A 22,010-nucleotide genomic window follows, 5' to 3' on the forward strand; every position below is an offset into this window, starting at 1 on the left:
CATTGTGCGGTGCGCAAGCGCTTTCACGCGCCCCTTTCGTCACGCTTTCAGGTATTGCTCGCGCGTATTCAGCCACCGCAGAAGATGCTGCGTGACGACGTTCGGATACCGCGCGAGCAGCGTCGCGGCCGCCTCGCGAGCGGGTTCGATGAGCCAGCCGTCGTTTTCGAGGTCCGCGAAGCGCAGCATCGCAGCGCCCGACTGCCGCGCGCCGAGAAACTCGCCGGGACCACGGATTTCCAGGTCGCGGCGGGCGATCTCGAAGCCGTCGGTGGTTTCGCGCATCGTTTGCAGCCGCGCGCGCGCCGTCATCGACAGCGGCCCCGAATACATCAGCACGCACACGGAAGCCGCGCTGCCGCGCCCCACCCGCCCGCGCAACTGATGCAGCTGCGCGAGCCCGAATCGCTCCGCGTGCTCGATCACCATCAGCGACGCGTTCGGCACGTCGACGCCCACTTCGATCACCGTCGTCGCGACAAGCAGTTGCACCTCATTGCGGCTGAACGCGTCCATCACGGTCGCCTTTTCGACGGGCGTGAGGCGTCCATGCACGAGCCCGACTTTCAGCTCCGGCAGCGCGGCGACGAGGGTTTCGTACGTTTCGACGGCGGTCTGCAACTGCAGCGTTTCGCTTTCTTCGATCAGCGGACACACCCAGTACACCTGCCGCCCCGTCAGCGCCGCCTCGCGCACGCGCCCGATCACTTCGTCGCGGCGCCCGTCGGACACGAGCTTCGTCAGGATCGGCGTGCGGCCGGGCGGCAGTTCGTCGATGGTCGAGACGTCGAGATCCGCGTAATACGTCATCGCCAGCGTGCGCGGAATCGGCGTCGCTGACATCATCAGTTGATGCGGCTGGAAGTCGCGCGCGCCGTCGGCTGCGTTTTGCGCCTTCGCGCGCAGCGCGAGCCGCTGCTCAACGCCGAAGCGATGCTGTTCGTCGACGATCACGAGGCCGAGCCGCGCGAATTCGACCGCGTCCTGAATGATCGCGTGCGTGCCGATCACGAGTTGCGCGGTGCCGAGCGCGGCCGCCTCGAGCGCGCTGCGCTTCTCTTTCGTCTTCAGGCTGCCCGCGAGCCACGCGACCGTCACGCCGAGCGGCTCCAGCCAGCCGCGCAGCTTGCGCGCATGCTGCTCAGCGAGAATTTCGGTCGGCGCCATCATCGCGGCCTGATAACCGGCGTCGATCGCCTGCGCGGCCGCGAGCGCCGCGACGATCGTCTTGCCGCTGCCGACATCGCCTTGCAACAGGCGCTGCATCGGATGCGGCTGCGTCAGATCGTGCGCGATCTCGTTGCACACGCGCTGCTGCGCGCTGGTTAGCGCGAACGGCAGCGCCTTCAGCAAGCGCGCGACCAGCGATGCTTCGTCCGCCGTCTCACGGCGCGCCATTGCGGGCGCGGCGCGGGTGCGGCGCTCCTCGTGCGCGCGCTTGAGCGACAACTGCTGCGCGAGCAGCTCCTCGAACTTGATGCGCGTCCACGCGGGATGCGTGCCGTCGATTAGCGCGGTCTCGTCGGAATGCGCATCCGGATGGTGCAACGTGCGCACGGCATCCATCAAAGCCGGCACCTCGAGCGGCTTCAGATACTGCTCGGCGACGGGCTCGGGCAGCAGTTCCGGCAGCGACGTGCGCGACAGCGCGTTGTCGATCGCCTTGCGCAGATAGGCCTGCGAGACGCCCGCCGTGCTTGGATAAACGGGCGTCAGCGCCTGCGGCAGGGGCGTGTCCTCATCGACGACGCGCACGGCCGGATGCACCATCTCCATCCCGAAAAATCCGCCGCGCACGTCGCCGCGCACGCGCAGCCGCACGCCGACCGACATCTGCTTGACCTGCGAGCCGTAGAAGTTGAGAAAACGCAGGATCAGTTCATCGCCCGCGTCGTCGCGCATTTTGACCAGCAGCTGACGACGCGGCCGGTACGCGATTTCGTTGTCGAACACGACGCCTTCCGACTGCGCGATGCCGCCCGGCAGCAGTTCGCCGATCGGCGTCAGCGACGTTTCGTCCTCGTAGCGCATGGGCAGATGCAGGACGAGATCGATGTCGCGCGTGAGGCCGAGCTTCGCGAGCTTGTCGGCCGTTTTGGCGACGGTGGACTTCGCAGCGGACTTCTTTGCGGCAGGCTTGCTTGCGCCTTCAGCATCGGCTGCGGACGGCGCCTGAGCCGCGCCCCCGCCCGCCTTGCTCCGCGCGGCGCCGCGCTTGTTCGTGGCGCTGGCGTCGTCGGTGTCGAGGGGTGGACGGCTGTCGGACAAGGGCATGAGTCGCTTCGCAAGTACAATATCGGCTTCAGAAGTTTTCGCGGCCGGCGCGCGCCTGTGACGGCATGCGCGCGGGCCGCTGCGGCAATGTCCCGCAATCATAGCCGCTCGGCGGCCGCTGGCGTATCCGCGCTGTCGATCCGACCATCGATCCCGCCGCCGCTCCAGCTTCGTTCCGCCCGAGGGGCCATTCCGTTTCGTACCGCATCAAATCCGCATGTTCACGCTTTCCGATTTCGATTTTGACCTGCCCCCCGAACTGATCGCACAAGTCGCGCTGCCCGAGCGCAGCGCGAGCCGCCTGCTCGAAGTGAACGGGCAGACCCGGCCCGCGGCGCTCGCCGACCGCCGTTTCGCCGATCTGCCCGACTGCATCGAGTCCGGCGACCTGCTCGTGTTCAACGATACCAAAGTACTGAAGGCGCGTTTCCTCGGCCAGAAGGCCAGTGGCGGCAAGATCGAAGTCCTGATCGAGCGTCTGACGGGCGAACGAACGGCGCTCGCGCAGATCCGCGCGAGCAAGAGCCCAGGCCCCGGCACGACGCTGCGCCTTGCCGATGCATTCGACGTCACCGTCGGCGAACGCGTGGAGCCGTTCTACACGCTGCATTTCCCCGACGACTGCCTGACGTTGATCGAGCAGTTCGGCCGCCTGCCGCTGCCGCCGTATATCGAGCACGACCCCGACGCATTCGACGAAACGCGTTACCAGACCGTGTATGCGCAGAACCCGGGCGCCGTCGCCGCGCCCACGGCAGGCCTGCATTTCGACGATTCGATCTTTGCGCGGCTCGATGAAAAAGGCGTCGAGCGCGCGACGCTCACGCTGCATGTCGGCGCGGGCACGTTTCAGCCAGTGCGCGTCGAGAATATCGCCGAGCACAAGATGCACAGCGAGTGGTATCAGTTGCCGCAGTCGCTCGTCGACAAGATCGCGGCAGCGAAGGCGCGCGGAAACCGCGTGATCGCCGTCGGCACCACGTCGATGCGCGCGCTCGAAGCCGCCGCGCGCGACGCCGAAGCGGCTGGCCGCCCGCTTTGCGCGACGAGCGCCGAAACGGACATCTTCATCACGCCAGGCTACAGATTCCGCCTGGTCGACCGGCTGGTGACGAATTTCCATTTGCCGAAGTCGACGCTGCTGATGCTGGTGTCCGCGTTCGCGGGCATCGAAACGATTCGCGCGGCGTACCGGCATGCGATCGATGCGCGCTACCGCTTCTTCAGCTACGGCGACGCGATGCTGCTCACGCGCAGCGAAGACGCGCTTAACGCATAATCCATCACCCGCCGCCGGCAGCCGTCCGGCGGCGCTCATCAATTGCGCCGGACTGTATTCCGGTGGCACTGGAGTTAATCAATGACGGAAGGTCATCACCACGGCGCCTACCTTGGCGACCACGTTCGCCCCGACAACGGCCTCAGGTTCGAACTGCTCAAGACCGACGGCCAGGCGCGCCGCGGCCGCCTGACACTCAATCATGGCGTGATCGAAACGCCGATTTTCATGCCCGTCGGCACGTACGGCACGGTCAAGGCGATCCAGCCGCGCGAACTCGAAGAAATCCGCGCGCAGATCATCCTCGGCAACACGTTTCACCTGTGGCTGCGCCCCGGCCTCGAAACGATCGGCGCGCACGGCGGCCTGCACGGCTTCATGGGCTGGAAACGGCCGATTCTCACCGACTCCGGCGGCTTTCAGGTCTTCTCGCTCGGGGATCTGCGCAAGATCACCGAAGACGGCGTCACGTTCGCGTCGCCGATCAACGGCGACAAGCTGTTCCTGTCGCCGGAAGTGTCGATGCAGATCCAGAAGGTGCTGAACTCGGACATCGTGATGCAGTTCGACGAATGCACGCCCTACGCGACCAACGGCGTGCCGACGTCGCGCCAGGACGCCGCCGACTCGATGCGCATGTCGATGCGCTGGGCGAAGCGCTCGATCGACGAATTCAACCGGCTCGGCAATCCGAATGCGCTGTTCGGCATCGTGCAAGGCGGCATGTTCGAGGACCTGCGCGACGAGTCGCTCGCGGGGCTGTCCGAGATCGGCTTTCATGGTCTCGCGATCGGTGGACTGTCGGTCGGCGAGCCGAAGGAAGACATGATGCGCGTGCTGAACCATATCGGTCCGAAGCTGCCCGCCGACAAGCCGCACTACCTGATGGGCGTCGGCACGCCGGAGGACCTGGTCGCGGGGGTCGCGGCGGGCGTCGACATGTTCGACTGCGTAATGCCGACCCGCAACGCGCGCAACGGCTGGCTTTTCACGCGCTACGGCGACATCAAGATCCGCAACGCGACGCACAAGAACTCGCTGCGCCCGCTCGACGAACAATGCGGCTGCTACACCTGCCGCCATTTCACGCGCGGCTATCTGCACCATCTGCATCGCGTCGGCGAAATCCTCGGCGCGCAGCTGAACACGATCCACAACCTGCACTACTACCTGGAACTGATGCAGGAAATGCGCGACGCCATCGACGCGCAGATGTTCGATGCGTTCAAAAAGCGGTTTCAGGACAACCGGGCGCGCGGGACGGACTAAAGTTAAGCGAAGCTCAGGACGACGGGTGAAAACGGCAAAACGCACGTCCTCCCACATAGCGCAGCAGACATTACAATTGACTTTCGGACCGTCACCCAAACCCCTTGACAGGCCGTCAGGAAAACCCGCTCCGGGTGCCGTCCCATAAATGGCCGGTGGTAGAATAACCGGCTGATTTTTTTCGATTGTTATAACGGAGAGACCAACGTGTCGTTCATTTCCAATGCCTTCGCGCAAGGCAGTGCAGCAGGTGGCGCCGAATCGAGTCTGATGAGCTTCCTGCCGCTGATTCTGATGTTCGCGGTGCTGTACTTCATCATGATTCGCCCGCAAATGAAGCGCCAGAAGGAACACCGCAACATGCTCGCAGCGATGGCGAAGGGCGACGAAGTGGTGACGAACGGCGGTATCGTCGGCAAGGTGACCAAGGTCGGCGAAGCCTACGTTGGCGTCGAGATCGCTGAAGGAACCGAAATCACCGTGCAGAAGGCGTCGGTCACGACCATTCTGCCGAAGGGCACCCTGAAGTCGCTGTAAGGCCTGCTCTCTCGCGTCCGGCGCGGCCACGCGCCGCGTGAAGCACAGACCAAGGCGCAGACCGCCCATGCTTCCGCCCTCCGCGCTCATCGCCGGACGCATCGCTTTCAAGCCAACCTCCCGTTGGACCACTCCATGAATCGTTACCCCCTCTGGAAATATGCCGTGATGCTGGTGGCGCTCGTCATCGGCCTCGTCTACACGCTGCCCAATTTCTTCGGCGAAGCGCCGGCGGTGCAGGTGTCGAGCGGCAAGGCAACGGTGAAGCTCGATTCGGCCACGCTGTCGCAGGTCGAAGCCGCGCTCGCCTCCAGTCAGATCAAGCCGGACGACGTCACCTTCGACAATTCGACGTTGAACGCGAACATCCGCGTGCGTCTGAAGGACACCGATACGCAGTTGCGCGTGAAGGATCTGCTGCAAAAGGCGCTCAATAGCGACCCGAGCGATCCACAGTACATCGTCGCGCTGAATCTGCAGAGCGCGTCGCCGCACTGGCTGACGGCGCTGCACGCACTGCCCATGTACCTCGGTCTCGATCTGCGCGGCGGCGTGCACTTCCTGCTGCAGGTCGACATGGCGGGCGCGCTGAACAAAAAGCTGGATTCGGACGCATCGGATGCGCGCACGCTGTTGCGCGACAAGAATATCCGTGACGGCGGCGTGAATCGCGTCGGCCAGTCGGTGGTGGTGAATTTCGCGGACCAGGACGTTGCGCAGACGGCGCTCAAGCAACTGCAGACGGGTGTCACGGAACTCCAGTGGGCCACGCAGCCGAACCCGAGCGGCGGCTTCCAGGTGGTGGGCACGTTCACGCCGGCCGTGCAGAAGACGGTGCAGGACGCGGCGCTCAAGCAGAACATCACGACGCTGCACAACCGCGTCAACGAACTCGGCGTGGCCGAGCCGGTGATCCAGCAGCAAGGCCCCGACCGCATCGTCGTCGAACTGCCGGGCGTGCAGGACACGGCGAAGGCGAAAGACATCATCGGCCGCACCGCGACGCTCGAAGCGCGCCTCGCCGATCCGAACGGCCTGCATCCGAACCCCACTGACCCTGTCCCGCCCGGCGACGAGCTCTTCACGCAAGGCAATCAGGCACCCGTGCTGCTGCGCAAGGCGGTGATCTTCACGGGCGACCGGATCATCGACGCGTCGGCGGGCTTCGACGAGCATCAGCGACCATCCGTCAACATCCGTCTCGACTCGGCGGGCGGCCGCGCGGTGCGCAGCGTGTCGCGCGACAACATCGGCAAGCCGATGGCAATGGTGCTGTTCGAAAAGGGCAAGGGCGAAGTGCTGACGGTTGCGACGATCCAGTCGGAACTGGGCGACCGCTTCCAGATCACGGGCCAGCCGACCCCGCAAGCCGCAACCGACCTCGCGCTGCTGCTGCGCGCCGGCTCCCTGGCGGCGCCGATGGACATCATCGAAGAACGCACGATCGGCCCGAGCCTCGGCGCAAACAACATCAAGAAGGGCTTCGATTCCGTCGTCTACGGCTTCATCGCGATCGCGGCGTTCATGATCGCGTACTACATGCTGTTCGGCCTGATCTCGATGATCGCGCTGTCGGTGAACCTGCTGCTCCTGATCGCGATCCTGTCGATGCTGCAGGCCACGCTGACACTGCCCGGCATCGCCGCTATCGCGCTCGCGCTAGGTATGGCAATCGACGCGAACGTGCTGATCAACGAGCGCGTGCGTGAAGAACTGCGCAACGGCGCGCCGCCGCAACTGGCGATCCAGAACGGCTACGCGCACGCATGGGCGACCATTCTCGACTCGAACGTGACGACGCTGATCGCCGGTCTTGCGCTGCTCGCGTTCGGCTCCGGTCCCGTGCGCGGCTTCGCCGTCGTGCACTGTATCGGCATTCTGACGTCGATGTTCTCGGCCGTGTTCTTCTCGCGCGGTCTCGTGAACCTGTGGTACGGCGGTAAGAAGAAGCTGAAGTCGCTGGCCGTCGGCCAGGTGTGGAAGCCCGCTGCCGCCGACGGCGCAACGGCTTACCTCGACAACACCGACGCGCAGACCGACACGGCCAGCGCGATGACGGCGGCCACGACGCCGAAGCCCAAGACGAAGGCGAAATCGCCTGCTGGCGCGCAAGCCCGCGCCGGCAAGCCGACGCTGCGCAACCGCAACGCGCCGGGTGGCACGAACAAACCGGGTTCATCCCGCTGAGTCCCGGAGAAAGAGAACATGGAATTTTTCCGCATCCGCAAAGACATTCCGTTCATGCAGCGCGCGTTGATCTTCAACGCGATCTCGCTGCTGACGTTCATTGCCGCCGTGTTTTTCCTGCTGCATCGCGGACTGCATCTGTCCGTCGAGTTCACGGGCGGCACCGTGATCGAAGTGCAATATCCGGGCGCCGTGCCGCTCGAGCCCGTGCGTGAAACGCTGACGAAGATCGGCTACGGCGACGCACAGGTGCAGAACTTCGGCACTTCGCGCGACGTGCTGATCCGTCTCCCCTTGAAACAAGGCCTGACCTCGGCGCAGCAAAGCGATCAGGTGATGGCCGCGCTGAAGGGCCAGGACGCGAATGCGAAGCTGCAACGCGTCGAGTTCGTCGGCCCGCAGGTCGGCAAGGAACTCGCCACCGACGGCCTGCTCGCGCTTGCGTGCGTGGTCGCGGGCATCGTGATCTATCTGTCGTTCCGCTTCGAGTGGAAGTACGCAATCGCGGGCGTGATTGCGAACCTGCACGACGTCGTGATCATTCTCGGCTTCTTCGCGTTCTTCCAGTGGGAGTTTTCGCTGTCGGTGCTGGCCGCCGTGCTCGCGGTGCTCGGCTACTCGGTGAACGAATCGGTGGTTATCTTCGACCGGATTCGCGAAACGTTCCGCCGTGAACGCAAGATGAGCGTGATTGAAGTCATCAACCACGCAATCACGAGCACGATGTCCCGTACGATCATCACGCACGGCTGTACGCAGATGATGGTGCTGTCGATGTTCCTGTTCGGCGGCCCGACGCTGCACTACTTCGCGCTCGCGCTGACGGTGGGTATTCTGTTCGGCATCTACTCGTCGGTGTTCGTCGCGGCGGCGCTGGCGATGTGGTTCGGCGTCAAGCGCGAAGACCTGCTGAAGGACAAGAAGGAACGCCACGATCCGAGCGACCCGAACGCGGGCGCACAGGTTTGATCGAAATCGTCTGATACGCTCCGATGCAAAACGAAAGGCCGGTTCGAATGCGAACCGGCCTTTGTCGTTTACATCGGCTGCCTATCATCTGAAGCCGAGCTTGCGCCGCGCCGCCACGAGCGCGATCACGCTGATCACGGCGGCGAACATCAGATAGAAAGCCGGCGCGACTTTCGAGTCCGTCGCGCGAATCAGCCACGCGATGATGAACGGCCCGAAGCCGCCGAAAATCGTCACCGCGATGTTATACGCGAGCGACATGCCCGTCGTGCGCGTCTGCACCGGGAAGATTTCCGACAGCAAGCCCGGCAGCGAGCCGAAGTAGCCCGTCATCAGGAAGCCGAACACGATCTGCATCAGCATCAGCGTGTCGAACGTGGGATGCGCGACGAGATACGCGAACGCCGGCCAGATCAGAAGCAAAAGCAGCACGGCGGGCACGAGCATGATGCGCACGCGCCCGTGGCGATCCGACAGATGGCCGATGATCGGCGCGAACACCATCTGGATCACGCCGACCAGCGCAATCGCCTCGAACGCCACCGACGGCGCGAGGCCCAGTTGTTTGATCGCGTACGTGGGCATGAAAAGCACGAGATACGTCGCGACGGTGCCCAGCACGACGATCCCCATGCCGATGAAGAGCCGCGTCTTCTGGCTCGCGAACGTATCGCGGATCGGCGTGCTGGTCGTTTCCGCGGCGAGAAATTCAGGCGTTTCGTCGAGCTTCGCGCGGATGTACCACGCGACGGGCCCAATCAGCAGGCCGAAGAAAAACGGCACGCGCCAGCCCCACGCGCCCAGTTGCTCTGGCGACAACCGGCCCGTCAGGACCGCGCCGAACAACGCGGCCAGCAGCGTCGTAAGCCCCTGGCTCGCGATCTGCCAGCTTGCGAAAAAGCCGCGCCGGCCCGGCACGTGCTCGGCGAGAAACGCGGTCGCGCTGCCGAACTCGCCGCCCGCCGAGAAGCCCTGCATCAGCCGCGCGACGACGAGAATCAGCGGCGCGGCGAGCCCGATCGACTGATACGTCGGCAGCACCGCGATGATCAGCGTGCCCGACATCATCAGCAGGATCGACAGCGTGAGCGCGGCCTTGCGCCCTGCACGGTCCGCATAGGCGCCGAGTACGATCGCGCCGAGCGGCCGCATGAAGAACGACACGCCGAAGGTGCCAAGCGTCAGGAGCAGCGACACCGTGTCGTTGCCCGCCGGAAAGAACAGCTTCGAAATGACGACGGCAAAAAAACCGTAGACGACGAGGTCGAACCATTCCAGCGCATTGCCGATGGACGCGGCGACCACCGTGCGCCATGTATCGGGACGGCTTTGCGCCGCACTCGCGGCTATCGTTGAGCTCATTGCGGATCTCCTCGTGCGCGCGGTGGTCTTTCGTGGCGGCGAAATGCCCGGCCCGTCAGTCGGCCGGATTCGATGCGCGCACAACCGTTCCGGCGTCTCTCGTCCACTATGTACCTGAAAAATAAATTCAGCACGAGCCGTAAAAGCGCCAGGTGCAGGCGCGCCAATAAAAAAACCGCTTCGCCGGCAACGCCGACGAAGCGGTCCTGCTGACACGCACCGCCGCAAAAGGCGTTACTGCTTGATGCCTTCCGCCTGGATATGCAGCACGGTCTTCATGTTGAAGCCATATTTGGTGCCAAAGTCCATCCCATAGTCCGCGCGATTGAACTCTCCCGTCGCCTCGACGCCGCACACTTCGCGCTTGAGCACCGGATGCTGAATGCACTTGAACGATTCGATCTTCAGATTCAGCGGCTTCGTGACGCCCTTCAACGTGAACTGGCCGTCGACGGCAACCGGCGTGTCGCCGTCGAACTTGATCGCCGTGCCCTTGTAGGCCGCCGTCGGATATTTCGCGACGTCGAAGAAATCGTCCGAACGCAGATGTTCTTCGAGCTTCGTGTTGCCGATCTGGATCGACGATGTGTCGACGGTCACATCCACGGTGCCCGTCTTCGCGGCGCGGTCGAGCGTGACCGTGCCCGAGCTCTTCGTGAACTTGCCGCGCCAGGTCGATACGCCGCCCATGTGGTCCGCTTCGAAGCTCGGATACGTGTGCGCCGGATCGAGCTGATAGGTGTCGGCGGCAAATGCACCCGCTGCAAGCGATGACGCCAGCGCGCCAGCCGCGATCAAAAGCATCGGATTCACTTTATTCTCCTTGCTGTTCTGCGTGCGATAGATCACTTGCTCGCGGCGACGATATGAAACTTGATCGTCACATCGTCCGCGACCACCGACGTGTCCTTCCATTCGCCCGTGCCGATATCGAACTGCGAGCGCTTGACGGACAGCGCGCCGTCATAAACCTGTGCGGCGCCCTGCTTCGCCACCGTGACGGGCACGACGACAGTCTGCGACTTGCCCTTCATCGTCAGCTTGCCTGTCACCTTGAACTGATTGTTGCCGGCGGGAGCAATTGCACTGGAGACGAACGTGGCCGTCGGATACGTCTTCGAATCGAACCAGTCCTTGCCGCGCACCTGCTCGTTATAGCTTTCGTCGCCGAGATCATAGCTGGATGTATCGATCGTCACCTGCGCGCTGCCTGTGGTCGGCTTCGACGGATCGAACGCGATCTGTGCAGTGAACTTGTTGAACTTGCCTTCGACGGGCACGTTCATCTGCTTTGAGATCGCCGTGACCGTGCTCTTGCCCATGTCGACCTGCGCGAACGCGCCGCCCGACGCGGCCAACGATGCCGCAGCAAACGCGGCGAGCATATAGCGATAGAACAAAACCTTCATGTTTGTCCTTATTTGAGGAAAGGGAGCATGCGCGACAGCAGGCCATCGCGATCGAGCCATTGATGCTTGAGGGCCGCCACGACATGCAGCGCGACCAGAGCGAGCAGCGTGTAGTTGAGCGCGCTGTGAACGGACTTCAGCACTTCCTTCAGGTGCGGATCGGGCGCGATCAGGCGCGGCAGCGGCACGAGCCCGAGATAGACGACAGGCACGTTCGCCGCGGAGCTATACAGATAACCGGACACAGGAATCGCGACCATCAGCACGTAAAGCAGGAAGTGCGTGAGATGCGCGACACCACGCTGCCATGCGTGCATGTGCGCGGGCATCGGCGGCACGGCATGCGTGGCGCGCCAGAGGATGCGCAGCACGACGAGCGCGAATACCGTCACGCCGATCCACTTGTGCCACGAAAAGTATTTGAGCTTGGTCGGCGTGAAGCCGGGGATATCCGTCATCACCCAGCCGAGCGCGAATCCGCCGACGATCAGAAGTGCGATAAGCCAGTGCAGCGCGATGGCCGTCGATGTGTACGACGAACCGCGTGCAGAGAACGAATGAAACGAAGAAGTATGTGCCATGACAGAACCGACGCCGACATAAAAGTTAAACGACACAGCCGATGCCGTTATTCCCTTTGCGCCCGGCCTCGGCGCCAACGGCTTGCGCGGCGCTAATCGTACCGCAAGCGGCGGCAACTGGCCGGCCACTTCTGGCGCGGCGCGATACTTGCTAATGCCGGTTGAACCCGCGTGCGCCGCATTTGCCGGACAAAGCCTACAACGCATGGGCGATGCCTGCCCGGCGCCGTCATATCGGCAGGGGCGGCCTTACGAACGTCATCGATACGAGCTTTGATACTATTGCCCCCAAGCCGTGCACCGCGCGACGCTCGCACGCGCGCCAGCGCGAGGCGCGGCAGTGCGCGGTAACAGTCTGTAATATGCCGGCCACCAACACGACGACAACACCGCTTCCCGTTTTCTGATCGCCTGCATGGACCATGATCATCTGATTGCCTGTCACGAATGCGACGCGCTGTTCCAGAAACCCCGCCTCGGACGCTGGCGGGTCGCGCGCTGCCAGCGGTGCGGCGCGATGCTGTACTGGAGCGCGTCGGGGCGGCTAGACGGCATCACGGCAATGACGTTCGCCGCGCTGATCACGTTCCTCATCGCGCAGGGATTTCCGATCGTTGAGCTGGAAACGAACGGCATCACGTCGCAGACCAGTCTGCTCGGCGCTATTGTCGCGCTATGGGACGAAGGGATGCAGATCGTCGCGATCATGGTGTTCTGCTCGACCACACTCTTTCCGCTCACCGAACTGCTCGCCCTGCTCTATCTGCTGATCCCGATCCGCGCCGGCTATGTGCCGCCCTGCTTCAATCAGGTGCTGCGCGCGATCCAGTTCGTGCGTCCGTGGGGCATGATCGAAGTGTTCATGCTCGGCGTGCTCGTGACGATCGTGAAAATGGTCAGCATCGCGCGCGTGATTCCCGAAGCCGCGATGTTCGCGTTCGGGGCGCTCACGCTGATATTCGTCGTGGTCGTCACCTTCGATCCGCGTACGCTGTGGGACGTCGCCGAAGGCCTGGGCGTGCTGCAGGCGCGGCGCGAGCGGCATCAGCGCGAACAAGAAGCACGCGAAGCCAGCCAGCGCGACGCGCGCAACGAGCAGCGCCAGAGCGGCGAGGCAGGCGAGGCAGGCGATAGGGATGTCGATGGATCGCCGCACCGGGGATGAACGGCCGATGAAATACCTCACGGCCTCGCGCGCCGGTCTCGTCGCATGTCACGCGTGTTCGCGCGTGCAGCCGCGCGTGCGCTCGAAAGAGCCGCAACGCTGCACGCGCTGCGGCGCGGTCCTGCACCGGCGCAATCCCGACAGCCTGATGCGCACCTGGGCGCTGCTGATCGCGGCCGCCTTGCTCTACATTCCCGCTAACCTGCTGCCCGTGCTGCACACGACGTCGCTGCTCGGCGCCGAGGACGACACGATCATGAGCGGCGTTGTTTACTTCTGGATCTCGGGCGACTGGCCGCTCGCGATCATCGTGTTCGTCGCGAGCATCCTCGTGCCGATGCTCAAGCTCACGGTGCTCGCGCTCCTCACCATCACCGCGCAACGCCATTCCACATGGCGCCCGCTCGAACGCACAAAGCTCTACCGGATCGTCGAGCGCATCGGCCGCTGGTCGATGCTGGACATCTTCGTCATCACGCTGACGGTCGCGCTCGTGCGCTTCAAGTCGCTGGCCGTCATCACGGCGGGACCGGGCGCGCTCGCGTTCGGCTCGGTCGTGATCCTCACGATGATCGCCTCGATGCAATTCGATCCACGCCTCATCTGGGACGACGTGGACAAAGTCACGGGCGACGCAGCCCGCGCGAGCCGCAAAACAGCCGCAAAACCTCAGGACCCGCCACATGAATAGCCCTCAAGAGCCGACGCCGCCCTCCGGCCCGCCGAACAACGAACCCGTGCCCGAACCCGAGATCGTCGCCAAGCGCGGCTGGCTGCCTTCGCTCGTGTGGGTGATACCTCTGATCGCGGCGCTGATCGGCGTGGGGCTCGTGGTCAAGTCGGTGATCGAGAAAGGGCCGACCATCAACATCACCTTCACCACCGCGGAAGGGCTCGAGCCGGGCAAGACCAAGGTCAAGTACAAGGACGTCGACATCGGCTTCGTGAAGACGATCAAGCTCGCGAAGAACCACTCGCGCGTGAACGTCGAGGTCCAGTTGACGAAGGAAGCCGAAGACTTCGCGGTGAAAGACAGCCGCTTCTGGGTCGTGCGTCCGCGCATCGGCGCAAGCGGCGTGTCGGGACTCGGCACGCTGCTGTCGGGCGCGTACATCGGCGTGGACGGCGGCCGTTCGACGGAAACGCAGACAGAGTTCGTGGGCCTCGAATCGCCCCCCGCCGTCACCGTCGATCAGAAAGGACGCCAGTTCACGTTGCACGGCGAGTCGCTGGGCTCGATCGACATCGGCTCGCCCGTGTTTTACCGGCGCGTGCAGGTCGGTCAGGTGACGCGCTTCTCGCTCGACAAGGACGGCACGGGCGTCACCGTGCAGGTGTTCGTCAACGCGCCATTCGATCAGTACGTCGGCACGAACTCGCGCTGGTGGCACGCGAGCGGCGTCGACGTGCGGCTCGATTCGAGCGGCTTCAAGCTGAACACGCAGTCGCTCGCGACGGTGATCGTCGGCGGGCTCGCGTTCCAGTCGCCGCCGGGCCAGGCCGTCGGCGTGCAGGCGCCGAACAACATGACGTTCCGGCTCGGCTCGGACGAAGCCGACGCGATGCGCGAGCCCGACGGCGAGCCGGTGCGCGTCGTGATGAACTTCAACCAGTCGCTGCGCGGCCTGTCCGTCGGCGCGCCCGTCGATTTCCGCGGCATCGTGCTCGGCCAGGTGACGAATATCGGCGTCGAATATGATCCGATGACGAAGAACTTCAACATGCCCGTCACGATCGATCTCTACCCTGACCGGCTGCGCCGACGTACGCTCGGCCAGCCGATGCCCGACACGGGCACGGACGCGAGCCACAAGATGCTGCTCGCGCTCGTCGCGCACGGCCTGCGTGGCCAGCTGCGCACGGGCAATCTGCTGACGGGTCAGTTGTACGTCGCGATCGACCTGTTCCCGAAGGCGCCGCACGCAACCGTCGACGTCACACGCGAGCCAATCGAGCTGCCGACGATGCCGAACTCGCTCGACGAGCTGCAGCTGCAAATCGCGGATATCGCGAAGAAGCTCAATCAGGTGCCGTTCGACCAGATCGGCAATAACCTGAACACCGCGCTGAAGAACGCCGACCAGTTGTTCAGCCGGCTCGACAAGGAAGTCCTGCCGCAGGCACGCGACACACTGGCGGCCGCGAAGCAGACCTTCAGCACGGCGGAAGCGACGCTACAGCAGGACTCGCCGATGCAATCCGACGTGCACCAGGCGCTGCAGGAACTGACGCGCACGCTGCAATCGCTGAACGCGCTGTCGGATTACCTCGAACGCCATCCCGAATCGCTGCTGCGCGGCAAACCAGGAGAGAAGCCATGACGTCCGCACGCGTCACCCGAACGATGCGCGTCGCCGCGCTGGCACTGCCGGCCGTGCTGCTTTCCGCGCTCGCCGCATGCTCGTCGCCGCCGAGCCACTTTTACACGCTCTCGTCCGGCGACACATCGCCGGATGCGTTGCGCACGGCGAGCAACCCGTCGTTCCTGATCGAAGTGCCGCCCGTGGACGTGCCGCCGCAAGTCGCGAAAAACCAGTTGGTCGTGCAGACAGGACCGACCCAGGTGCAGGTGCTCGAACAGGAACGCTGGGCATCGCTGCCCGGCGACGAGATCCGCCGCGCGCTGTCCAGTTCGCTCACGCAGCAGTTGGGCACGATCGACGTGTATGGCACGCCGTATCCCGATCGCGTGCCCGTGTATCGCGTCAGCGTGAACGTGCAGCGCTTCGAGTCGTGGCCCGGCTCGCGCGCGTTGATCGACGCCGTGTGGAGCGTGCGCGCCGTGCGCACGCAGGCGGTGCTGACGTGCCGCAGCGTCGTCAGCGAGGCGGTGGCGGGCGGCTACGATGCGCTCGCCGGCGGTCATCGGCGAGCGGTTCAGCAGATTTCGACGGAGATCGCGGCCGCCGTGCGCAATCTCGCGGCTGCGCCAGCGCGCGGCGCCGTTGTGACGTGCCCGGCTTCGACGACGGGACCCGCTGCTTCGCCATCCGCGTCCGCGCCGGCTTCGAACGCGGGGACCAAGGGTTGAGCCCGGCACCTGCCCGAAGGCGCGGCAAGGCGACCGCGTACAATGTCGCCTTGATCCACGCCTGACGGCAACCTCCATGTCCTTCGAATTTTTCATCCCCTGCCCGCGCGGCCTCGAAGCCGCGCTCGCCGCCGAACTCGCCGAGATCGCCGCGCGTCATCTGAACGGCGCGCCGTTCACCGCCGGCGCGCAGGTGCCGGGCGGCGTGCACTTCAAGGGCGGCTGGGCAGCCGGCATGGCCGCCAATCTGCATTCGCGGATCGCGAGCCGCGTGCTGCTGAAGATCGCGCACCGCCCGTACCGCAGCGAGCAGGACATTTACGCGCTCGCGCTCGAACAGCGCTGGGAGCAATGGTTCTCGGCCAACGAGACGCTGCGCGTCGATGTAACCGCAATCAAGTCGCCGCTGCGCAGCCTCGAATTTGCGACGCTGCGCGTGAAGGACGCGATCTGCGACCGTCTGCGCGACAAGACGGGTGCGCGTCCGAGCATCGACACGGGCGCGCCCGACGTGCGTGTGTTCGCGTTCCTGACGGCCACCGATTGCACGCTGTATCTCGACACCTCCGGCGAGCCGCTCTTCAAACGCGGCTGGCGGCTCGACAAGGGCGCCGCGCCGCTGCGCGAGAACCTTGCGGCGGGTATCCTGCGGCTGACGAGCTGGACGCCGGGCACGCCGCTATACGACCCGATGTGCGGCAGCGGCACGTTCCTCGCGGAAGCCGCGCAAGTGGCGCTGAGCATCGCACCGGGTGTCGACCGTCGCTTCGGCTTCGAGAAGTTCAAGCAGTACGACGTATCGGCCTGGCAGTCGCTGAAAGTCGCCGCGCAGGACGCGAAGCGCGCGGCGCGTGCGGGCCGCGGCGATCTGTTGATCTTCGGCAGCGACATCTCCGTCAACATGCTCGACAAGGCACGCGCGAACTTCGAACGCGCGGGTTTTCCGGCGTTGCCGCTGAAGCAGATCGACGCGCGCAACATGATGCCGCCTGTCGGCGAAGCGGGCATCCTCGTTGCGAATCCGCCGTATGGCGAGCGGATCGAAGTGCGCGGACGCGGGCCGCGAGGCGAGATTCGCAATACTGGACGTGAAGAAGGCGGTTTCCGTCGCGCGGAGGCGGATACGGCGGATATCGCCGAGTTCTTTCAGTCGTTCGGCGATGCGTTGAAGAAGCGCTTTACCGGATGGCATGCGTTTGTGCTGACTTCGGACCGGAAGCTGCCGGGGCAATTGCGGTTGCGCGAGTCTGCGAAGACGCCGTTGTATAACGGGGCACTTGAGTGCCGGTTGTTCAGGTTTGATCTTGTGGCGGGGAGTGTCAGGCAGAGACCTGGATCGGAGTGAATTTCGATTCCCGGTGTGCGTTGGTTTTGCCTTTCGCTGGCATTTGCGAATGCGGTTCGCTTTTGCCGCTGTCGCTGGCGTCCGCGATGCGGTCTGTTCTGCCGCTGTCGCTGGCATCCGCGATGCGGGCTGTTCTGCCGCTGTCGCTGGCGTCCGCGATGCGGTCTGTTCTGCCGCTGTGGCGTCCGCGATGCGGTCTGTTCTGCCGCTGTCGCTGGCATCCGCGATGCGGTCTGTTCTGCCGCCTTCGCTGACATCCGCGATGCGGTCTGTTCTGCCGCCTTCGCTGACATCCGCGATGCGGTCTGTTCTGCCGCTATCGCTGGCATCCGCGATGCGCCTCGCGGCGCAGGCGTTGCCCCTGTGCGGGGCGGCACTTACTTTCTTTGCCGCCGCAAAGAAAGTAAGCAAAGAAAGCGGCTCACACCGCCAATGCTTGACCCTTGTCCACGGGCTCTCAACGTCCCCGCACTTCGCACGGCAGCGTGCTGAACTTGCCCGTTGCGCGCGCGCTGATTGAATGCCTCACCCGCTTCACGCGCTCGCACAGCGACTACCCGTGCCAGATGTTTCAGTGCCGCTTTGCGGCAAACCTATGTTGGTCGTCGCGTATCACAGGCCAGCGCACGAACCGGGTACGCGCATCACGCGGCAAAGGTGTTCTGATGGCGCGAATGCCTACATAGGTTTGCCGCATGGGGACGCTGAATAATCGAGGGCGTGGTCTGCAACGCAGGGGCATGAAGCGGGTGAGACCCGAGTCAGTGCGTTGGTAACGGACATGGGCCAGCACACTGCCGCGACAAACATGGGGATGTTGCGGGCCCGTGGGTAACGGTCAAGAACTAGCGGTGTGAGCGGCTTTCTTTGCCTACTTTCTTTGCCGCGGCAAAGAAAGTAGGTGCCGCCCCGCACAGGGGCAACGCCCGCGCCGCGAGGCGCATCGCGGATGCCAGCGACAGTGGCAAACCAAACCGCATCGCGGATGCCAGCGACAGCGGCAAACCAAACCGCATCGCGGATGCCAGCGATAGCGGCAAATGACAAACCGCATCGCGGATGCCAGCGACACCGGCAAACCAAACCGCATCGCGGATTCCAGCGAAAAAGCAAAGCGCACCGCATCGCCGATGCCCGCGCGGTTGACCACCCAGACCGAAAATCCCTCGAAGGTCCCCTTCAAACCTCGACACACTCCCGCGCCGCAGCCAACGCGCAACGAAATTCAACCAGCTCCGCAATCGTCAACATCGGCATCTCGTGCTGCGCAGCAAACTTCTCAACATCGGCGCCACGCATCATCGTTCCATCCGCGTTCATCAGTTCGCATAGCACGCCTGCTGGCTTGAGGCCCGCCAGCGTCACCAGATCGACCGTGCCTTCCGTATGCCCGCGGCGCGCCAGCACGCCACCTGGCATCGCGCGCAGCGGGTACACGTGGCCCGGACGCACGATGTCCGACGGCTTCGCATGATCGGCGATCGCGGCACGGATCGTCGTGATGCGGTCCGCCGCCGACACGCCCGTCGATACGCCCTCGCGCGCCTCGATCGATACCGTGAACGCCGTCGTGTTGCGGCTCTCGTTGTGCGCGGTCATCGGCGGCAGTTCGAGCGCGTGGACCTTCTCGTCCGTCAGGCACAGGCACACAATGCCGCTGCACTCGCGAATGAAGAGCGCCATCATCTCGACGCTCATGCGTTCGGCGGCAATGATCAGGTCGGCTTCGTTCTCGCGATCGTGGTCGTCCTGCAGCACGACCGCGCGGCCTTCGCGCAACGCGGCAAGCGCAACGGCAATGCGCGGCGGGACGGGTTCGGTGGCGAGCAGGGGAAGATCGGCGCTCGCGTCGTCGGCGATTGCGGACGGGGCGGGCCAGGCGAATGCTGCAGACTTCGATACTACGGACATGTGAAACGCTCCTCGCAAGAGTGTGGGCGAAAAACGTTTCAGGGCATTGCAAACAGACAAACGCGTCCCCGCCGGCCGCGAACGGCTACCCCATGCGTCGCACGGACAACGAACCCGCGCGCCGCTCATCGCAACGAGCGGCAGAGCCGCAACCATGTCGGATGGGACGGGAGCAAGCCGCGAAAGCGCCCACTCCCGCTGACAGGAACAGTCAGATGACTATCTGCACATCTTCTTCCATCCGGACTCTGACCGTCGGCTCTGGCCTCTCACCAGATCTGCTGACCCTGCCACAACGGCGCAGGCGCTCGCGGGCTCGCAGACTCGCGCTTCACGAAGCGCGCCGCCTGCATACCGCCGGTGGGGAATTTCACCCCGCCCTGAAGACGTACTGATTGCCGGATCGATCCGGCTCGCAGAGCATACCGCATCGGCGCGCGGCATGCAGGCCGCGCGCGCAGACGATGTCATGCGCCGGAATGGGCGGGCGCGAGCGGCGCGTCGTGGGGCACTTCCCAGCGCGGCGGCGTCTCCGCGTTCACCGTCACGCGAAATGCGCGCGCTTCCGTGTCACCGGGATTGCGCAGGCTGTGCGGCTGGTCGGCGTCGAAGACGATCGCGTCGCCTGTCGCGAGCAACTGGCGTCGATCGTGCACGCTGACTTCGATCGTCCCTACGCTCACGACGAGATTCACCGTCGTACCCGGCGCGCGCCGCGTGCCCGGCTCGGTATGCAGCGGCGCGATGCGCAACTCGTGAAACTCCGCTGCCGCCGGCTCGGCATCGGGATGCAGCGCGCGCGTCCAGTAGCGGCCATTCGACGTGACGACGCGCGCCGTCCGATCCGCGGGCAAATGCTCGAAGCCGTTCACGGCATGCTGACGCAGGAACGCCGCCACCGACACCTTCAACGCCGCCGCGACCTTGCACAGCACCTTGATCGACGGCACGCTGCGCGCCGATTCGATCTGCGCGAGCATCGCGCGCGAGACACCCGACGCACGCGCCAATGCATCGAGCGATAACTGGCGCTCGGCGCGCAGGCGCGCGAGATTCACACCGACGCGGCGCTCGAGCGCATCGAACTCCGATGCACGCGCTTCGTCGTGAGGGTGAGCTGCTTCGTGATTGTCGTGCGCGCGCTCGCGCACCAGTGCAAGCGGTGATTGCATGGTTGCCTCCAGACGCCCCGCCGAAACGCGGAGCGAGCATCAGTGAAGGCAAGCCTAGCATCCCGTTTTCAGCGTCCCAACGAAGTTATCTTCACACTGTTATCACGATCGCAGAGGACGCTTATGCGCTAGCGTGCGATGCGTTCAGCACGCGTGGCAGCGCTGGAGCAACGCTGCGCGCGTAGCCGCTGAAAACAGCAAGCGCCTTTTGTCGAAGGACGCCTGCTCGCGCTTCGTCGGCTGGCAAACCGCGGCAGATCGCAACGTCATTCGGGCGCGGACCGCGATTGTGACCTTCGCGACGCGGCCCGGCGCCGGCATCAGGCCCGCTCGCGCACTTCCGGCGACACGACAGCAGCAGGCGCATCCATGCGCGCGGCGATCCAGGTCAAGGCCAGCGCGGCGAGCGCGACCACGGCGGCCACGTACGGCAACGCATCGAGCCCGTACCCGTGTCTTATCGCCAGACCGCCGAGCCACGCGCCGCCCGCATTGCCGAAATTGAACGCACCGATGTTCAGCGTGGACGCGAGATTCGGCGCGGCCTTCGCCTTCTCGACCACGCGCATCTGCAGCGGCGGCACCGTCGCGAACGCCGCGATGCCCCAGACGAACACCGTGATCGCCGCCGCGACCTGCGAGTGGCTCGTATGCGCGAAAACGGCCATCACGACGGCGAGCGCAATCAGAATGCCCATCAGCGACGGCATCAGCGAACGATCCGCGAGCTTGCCGCCGATCGTATTGCCGAGCGTCAGCCCCGCGCCGAACAACACGAGAATCAGCGTGACGCCGTGCGGCGTGAAGCCGCTCACCTGTTCGAGGATCGGCGCGATGTAGGTGAACACGACGAACACGCCGCCGAAACCGAGCACCGTCATCGTCAGCGCAAGCCACACTTGCGGCTCTTTCAGCACGCGCACTTCGTGGCCGAGACCAGCCGGGCCCGCGTCATGACGGTTCGGCACGAGCGCCGTGATGCCGGCAAGCGACAGCACGCCGAACGCGGCGACGATCCAGAACGCGGCGCGCCAGCCGAACTGCTGGCCGATGAACGTGCCGAACGGCACGCCGAGCACGTTTGCGAGCGTGAGGCCCGTGAACATCAGCGCGATCGCGCTTGCACGCTTTTCCTGCGGCACGAGCGACGCGGCCACCACCGCACCGATGCCGAAGAACGAACCATGCGCGAACGATGTCACGACGCGCGCGATCATCAGCACCGGGTAGTCCGACGCAATCGCGCACAGCACGTTGCCGACGATGAACACGCCCATCAGCAGTTGCAACGCGAGCTTGCGCGGCATCTTGCTGGTGACGACGGCGAGCAGCGGCGCGCCGACGGCCACACCGAGCGCATACCCGCTGACGAGCAGACCGGCGCAAGGAAGCGAAACGGCGAGATCTTTCGCCACGTCGGGCAGCAGGCCCATGATGACGAACTCGGTCGTGCCGATGGCGAATGCGCTGATCGCGAGCGCAAGCAACGGAATGGGCATGAAAAGCTCCAGACGACGAT

18 protein-coding genes and 1 riboswitch are annotated in these 22,010 nt (G+C 64.7%); of the genes, 10 read left to right on the forward strand and 8 right to left on the reverse strand.

Features of this window, described 5'->3' with window-relative positions:
- Window positions 1–39: 39 nt before the first annotated feature.
- Window positions 40–2,274, reverse strand: coding sequence for an ATP-dependent DNA helicase RecG (recG, locus tag J8I87_RS15285; protein WP_209932289.1), 2,235 nt, complete (start codon window positions 2,272–2,274; stop codon window positions 40–42).
- 217 nt (window positions 2,275–2,491) lie between these two features.
- Between recG and queA the strand changes: the two genes are divergently transcribed.
- The 5 genes from queA to secF all read left to right on the forward strand — a co-directional run bounded on the left by queA (window position 2,492) and on the right by secF (window position 8,515).
- Window positions 2,492–3,553 carry a tRNA preQ1(34) S-adenosylmethionine ribosyltransferase-isomerase QueA gene (gene queA / locus J8I87_RS15290; RefSeq protein ID WP_209932290.1) on the forward strand — a complete coding sequence of 354 codons (1,062 nt, stop codon included), beginning with the start codon at window positions 2,492–2,494 and terminating at the stop codon, window positions 3,551–3,553.
- 81 nt (window positions 3,554–3,634) lie between these two features.
- Window positions 3,635–4,822 (forward strand): tRNA guanosine(34) transglycosylase Tgt, encoded by a 1,188-nt coding sequence (gene tgt / locus J8I87_RS15295; RefSeq protein ID WP_209932291.1) that lies wholly within the window; start codon window positions 3,635–3,637, stop codon window positions 4,820–4,822.
- 207 nt (window positions 4,823–5,029) lie between these two features.
- Window positions 5,030–5,359 carry a preprotein translocase subunit YajC gene (gene yajC / locus J8I87_RS15300; protein WP_012401902.1) on the forward strand — a complete coding sequence of 110 codons (330 nt, stop codon included), beginning with the start codon at window positions 5,030–5,032 and terminating at the stop codon, window positions 5,357–5,359.
- Between the two features lie 135 nt (window positions 5,360–5,494).
- On the forward strand, window positions 5,495–7,546 hold the full coding sequence (gene secD, locus J8I87_RS15305; RefSeq protein ID WP_209932292.1) for a protein translocase subunit SecD: 2,052 nt from the start codon (window positions 5,495–5,497) through the stop codon (window positions 7,544–7,546).
- 18 nt (window positions 7,547–7,564) lie between these two features.
- Complete coding sequence (secF, locus tag J8I87_RS15310) at window positions 7,565–8,515, forward strand: protein translocase subunit SecF (RefSeq protein WP_209932293.1); 951 nt, start codon at window positions 7,565–7,567, stop codon at window positions 8,513–8,515.
- Window positions 8,516–8,599: 84 nt separating this feature from the next.
- Here secF and J8I87_RS15315 read toward each other — a convergent pair whose 3' ends face one another.
- The 4 genes from J8I87_RS15315 to J8I87_RS15330 form a co-directional block, all read right to left on the reverse strand.
- Window positions 8,600–9,877, reverse strand: coding sequence for an MFS transporter (locus J8I87_RS15315; RefSeq protein WP_209932294.1), 1,278 nt, complete (start codon window positions 9,875–9,877; stop codon window positions 8,600–8,602).
- Window positions 9,878–10,111: 234 nt separating this feature from the next.
- Window positions 10,112–10,681 carry a YceI family protein gene (locus tag J8I87_RS15320; protein ID WP_209932327.1) on the reverse strand — a complete coding sequence of 190 codons (570 nt, stop codon included), beginning with the start codon at window positions 10,679–10,681 and terminating at the stop codon, window positions 10,112–10,114.
- Between the two features lie 41 nt (window positions 10,682–10,722).
- Window positions 10,723–11,286 (reverse strand): YceI family protein, encoded by a 564-nt coding sequence (locus J8I87_RS15325; RefSeq protein WP_209932295.1) that lies wholly within the window; start codon window positions 11,284–11,286, stop codon window positions 10,723–10,725.
- 8 nt (window positions 11,287–11,294) lie between these two features.
- Window positions 11,295–11,867, reverse strand: coding sequence for a cytochrome b (locus J8I87_RS15330; RefSeq protein ID WP_209932296.1), 573 nt, complete (start codon window positions 11,865–11,867; stop codon window positions 11,295–11,297).
- Window positions 11,868–12,282: 415 nt separating this feature from the next.
- Between J8I87_RS15330 and J8I87_RS15335 the strand changes: the two genes are divergently transcribed.
- The 5 genes from J8I87_RS15335 to J8I87_RS15355 all read left to right on the forward strand — a co-directional run bounded on the left by J8I87_RS15335 (window position 12,283) and on the right by J8I87_RS15355 (window position 17,408).
- Window positions 12,283–13,032, forward strand: coding sequence for a paraquat-inducible protein A (locus J8I87_RS15335; RefSeq protein WP_209932297.1), 750 nt, complete (start codon window positions 12,283–12,285; stop codon window positions 13,030–13,032).
- A 7-nt stretch (window positions 13,033–13,039) separates the two neighbouring features.
- Complete coding sequence (locus tag J8I87_RS15340; RefSeq protein ID WP_209932298.1) at window positions 13,040–13,723, forward strand: paraquat-inducible protein A; 684 nt, start codon at window positions 13,040–13,042, stop codon at window positions 13,721–13,723.
- Window positions 13,716–15,353, forward strand: a complete 1,638-nt coding sequence (locus J8I87_RS15345) for an intermembrane transport protein PqiB (protein ID WP_209932299.1) — start codon at window positions 13,716–13,718, stop codon at window positions 15,351–15,353. Before J8I87_RS15340 ends, J8I87_RS15345 begins: the two co-directional genes overlap by 8 nt.
- Window positions 15,350–16,063, forward strand: coding sequence for a membrane integrity-associated transporter subunit PqiC (locus tag J8I87_RS15350; protein WP_209932300.1), 714 nt, complete (start codon window positions 15,350–15,352; stop codon window positions 16,061–16,063). Before J8I87_RS15345 ends, J8I87_RS15350 begins: the two co-directional genes overlap by 4 nt.
- A 76-nt stretch (window positions 16,064–16,139) precedes the next feature.
- Entirely contained in the window at window positions 16,140–17,408 is a 1,269-nt protein-coding gene (locus J8I87_RS15355; protein ID WP_209932301.1) for a class I SAM-dependent RNA methyltransferase, read from the forward strand.
- Window positions 17,409–18,587: 1,179 nt separating this feature from the next.
- Here the strand turns inward: J8I87_RS15355 and ribB are convergent.
- The 3 genes from ribB to J8I87_RS15370 all read right to left on the reverse strand — a co-directional run bounded on the left by ribB (window position 18,588) and on the right by J8I87_RS15370 (window position 21,990).
- Entirely contained in the window at window positions 18,588–19,319 is a 732-nt protein-coding gene (gene ribB, locus J8I87_RS15360; RefSeq protein WP_209932302.1) for a 3,4-dihydroxy-2-butanone-4-phosphate synthase, read from the reverse strand.
- Window positions 19,320–19,544: 225 nt separating this feature from the next.
- A riboswitch (FMN riboswitch) is annotated at window positions 19,545–19,711 on the reverse strand.
- A gap of 75 nt (window positions 19,712–19,786) precedes the next feature.
- Window positions 19,787–20,491: a helix-turn-helix domain-containing protein gene (locus J8I87_RS15365; protein WP_209932303.1), complete on the reverse strand. Its 705-nt coding sequence runs from the start codon at window positions 20,489–20,491 to the stop codon at window positions 19,787–19,789.
- Window positions 20,492–20,811: 320 nt separating this feature from the next.
- Window positions 20,812–21,990, reverse strand: a complete 1,179-nt coding sequence (locus J8I87_RS15370) for an MFS transporter (RefSeq protein WP_209932304.1) — start codon at window positions 21,988–21,990, stop codon at window positions 20,812–20,814.
- Window positions 21,991–22,010 lie beyond the last annotated feature (20 nt).

This window comes from Paraburkholderia sp. LEh10, from assembly GCF_017814945.1.
GTDB lineage: Bacteria > Pseudomonadota > Gammaproteobacteria > Burkholderiales > Burkholderiaceae > Paraburkholderia.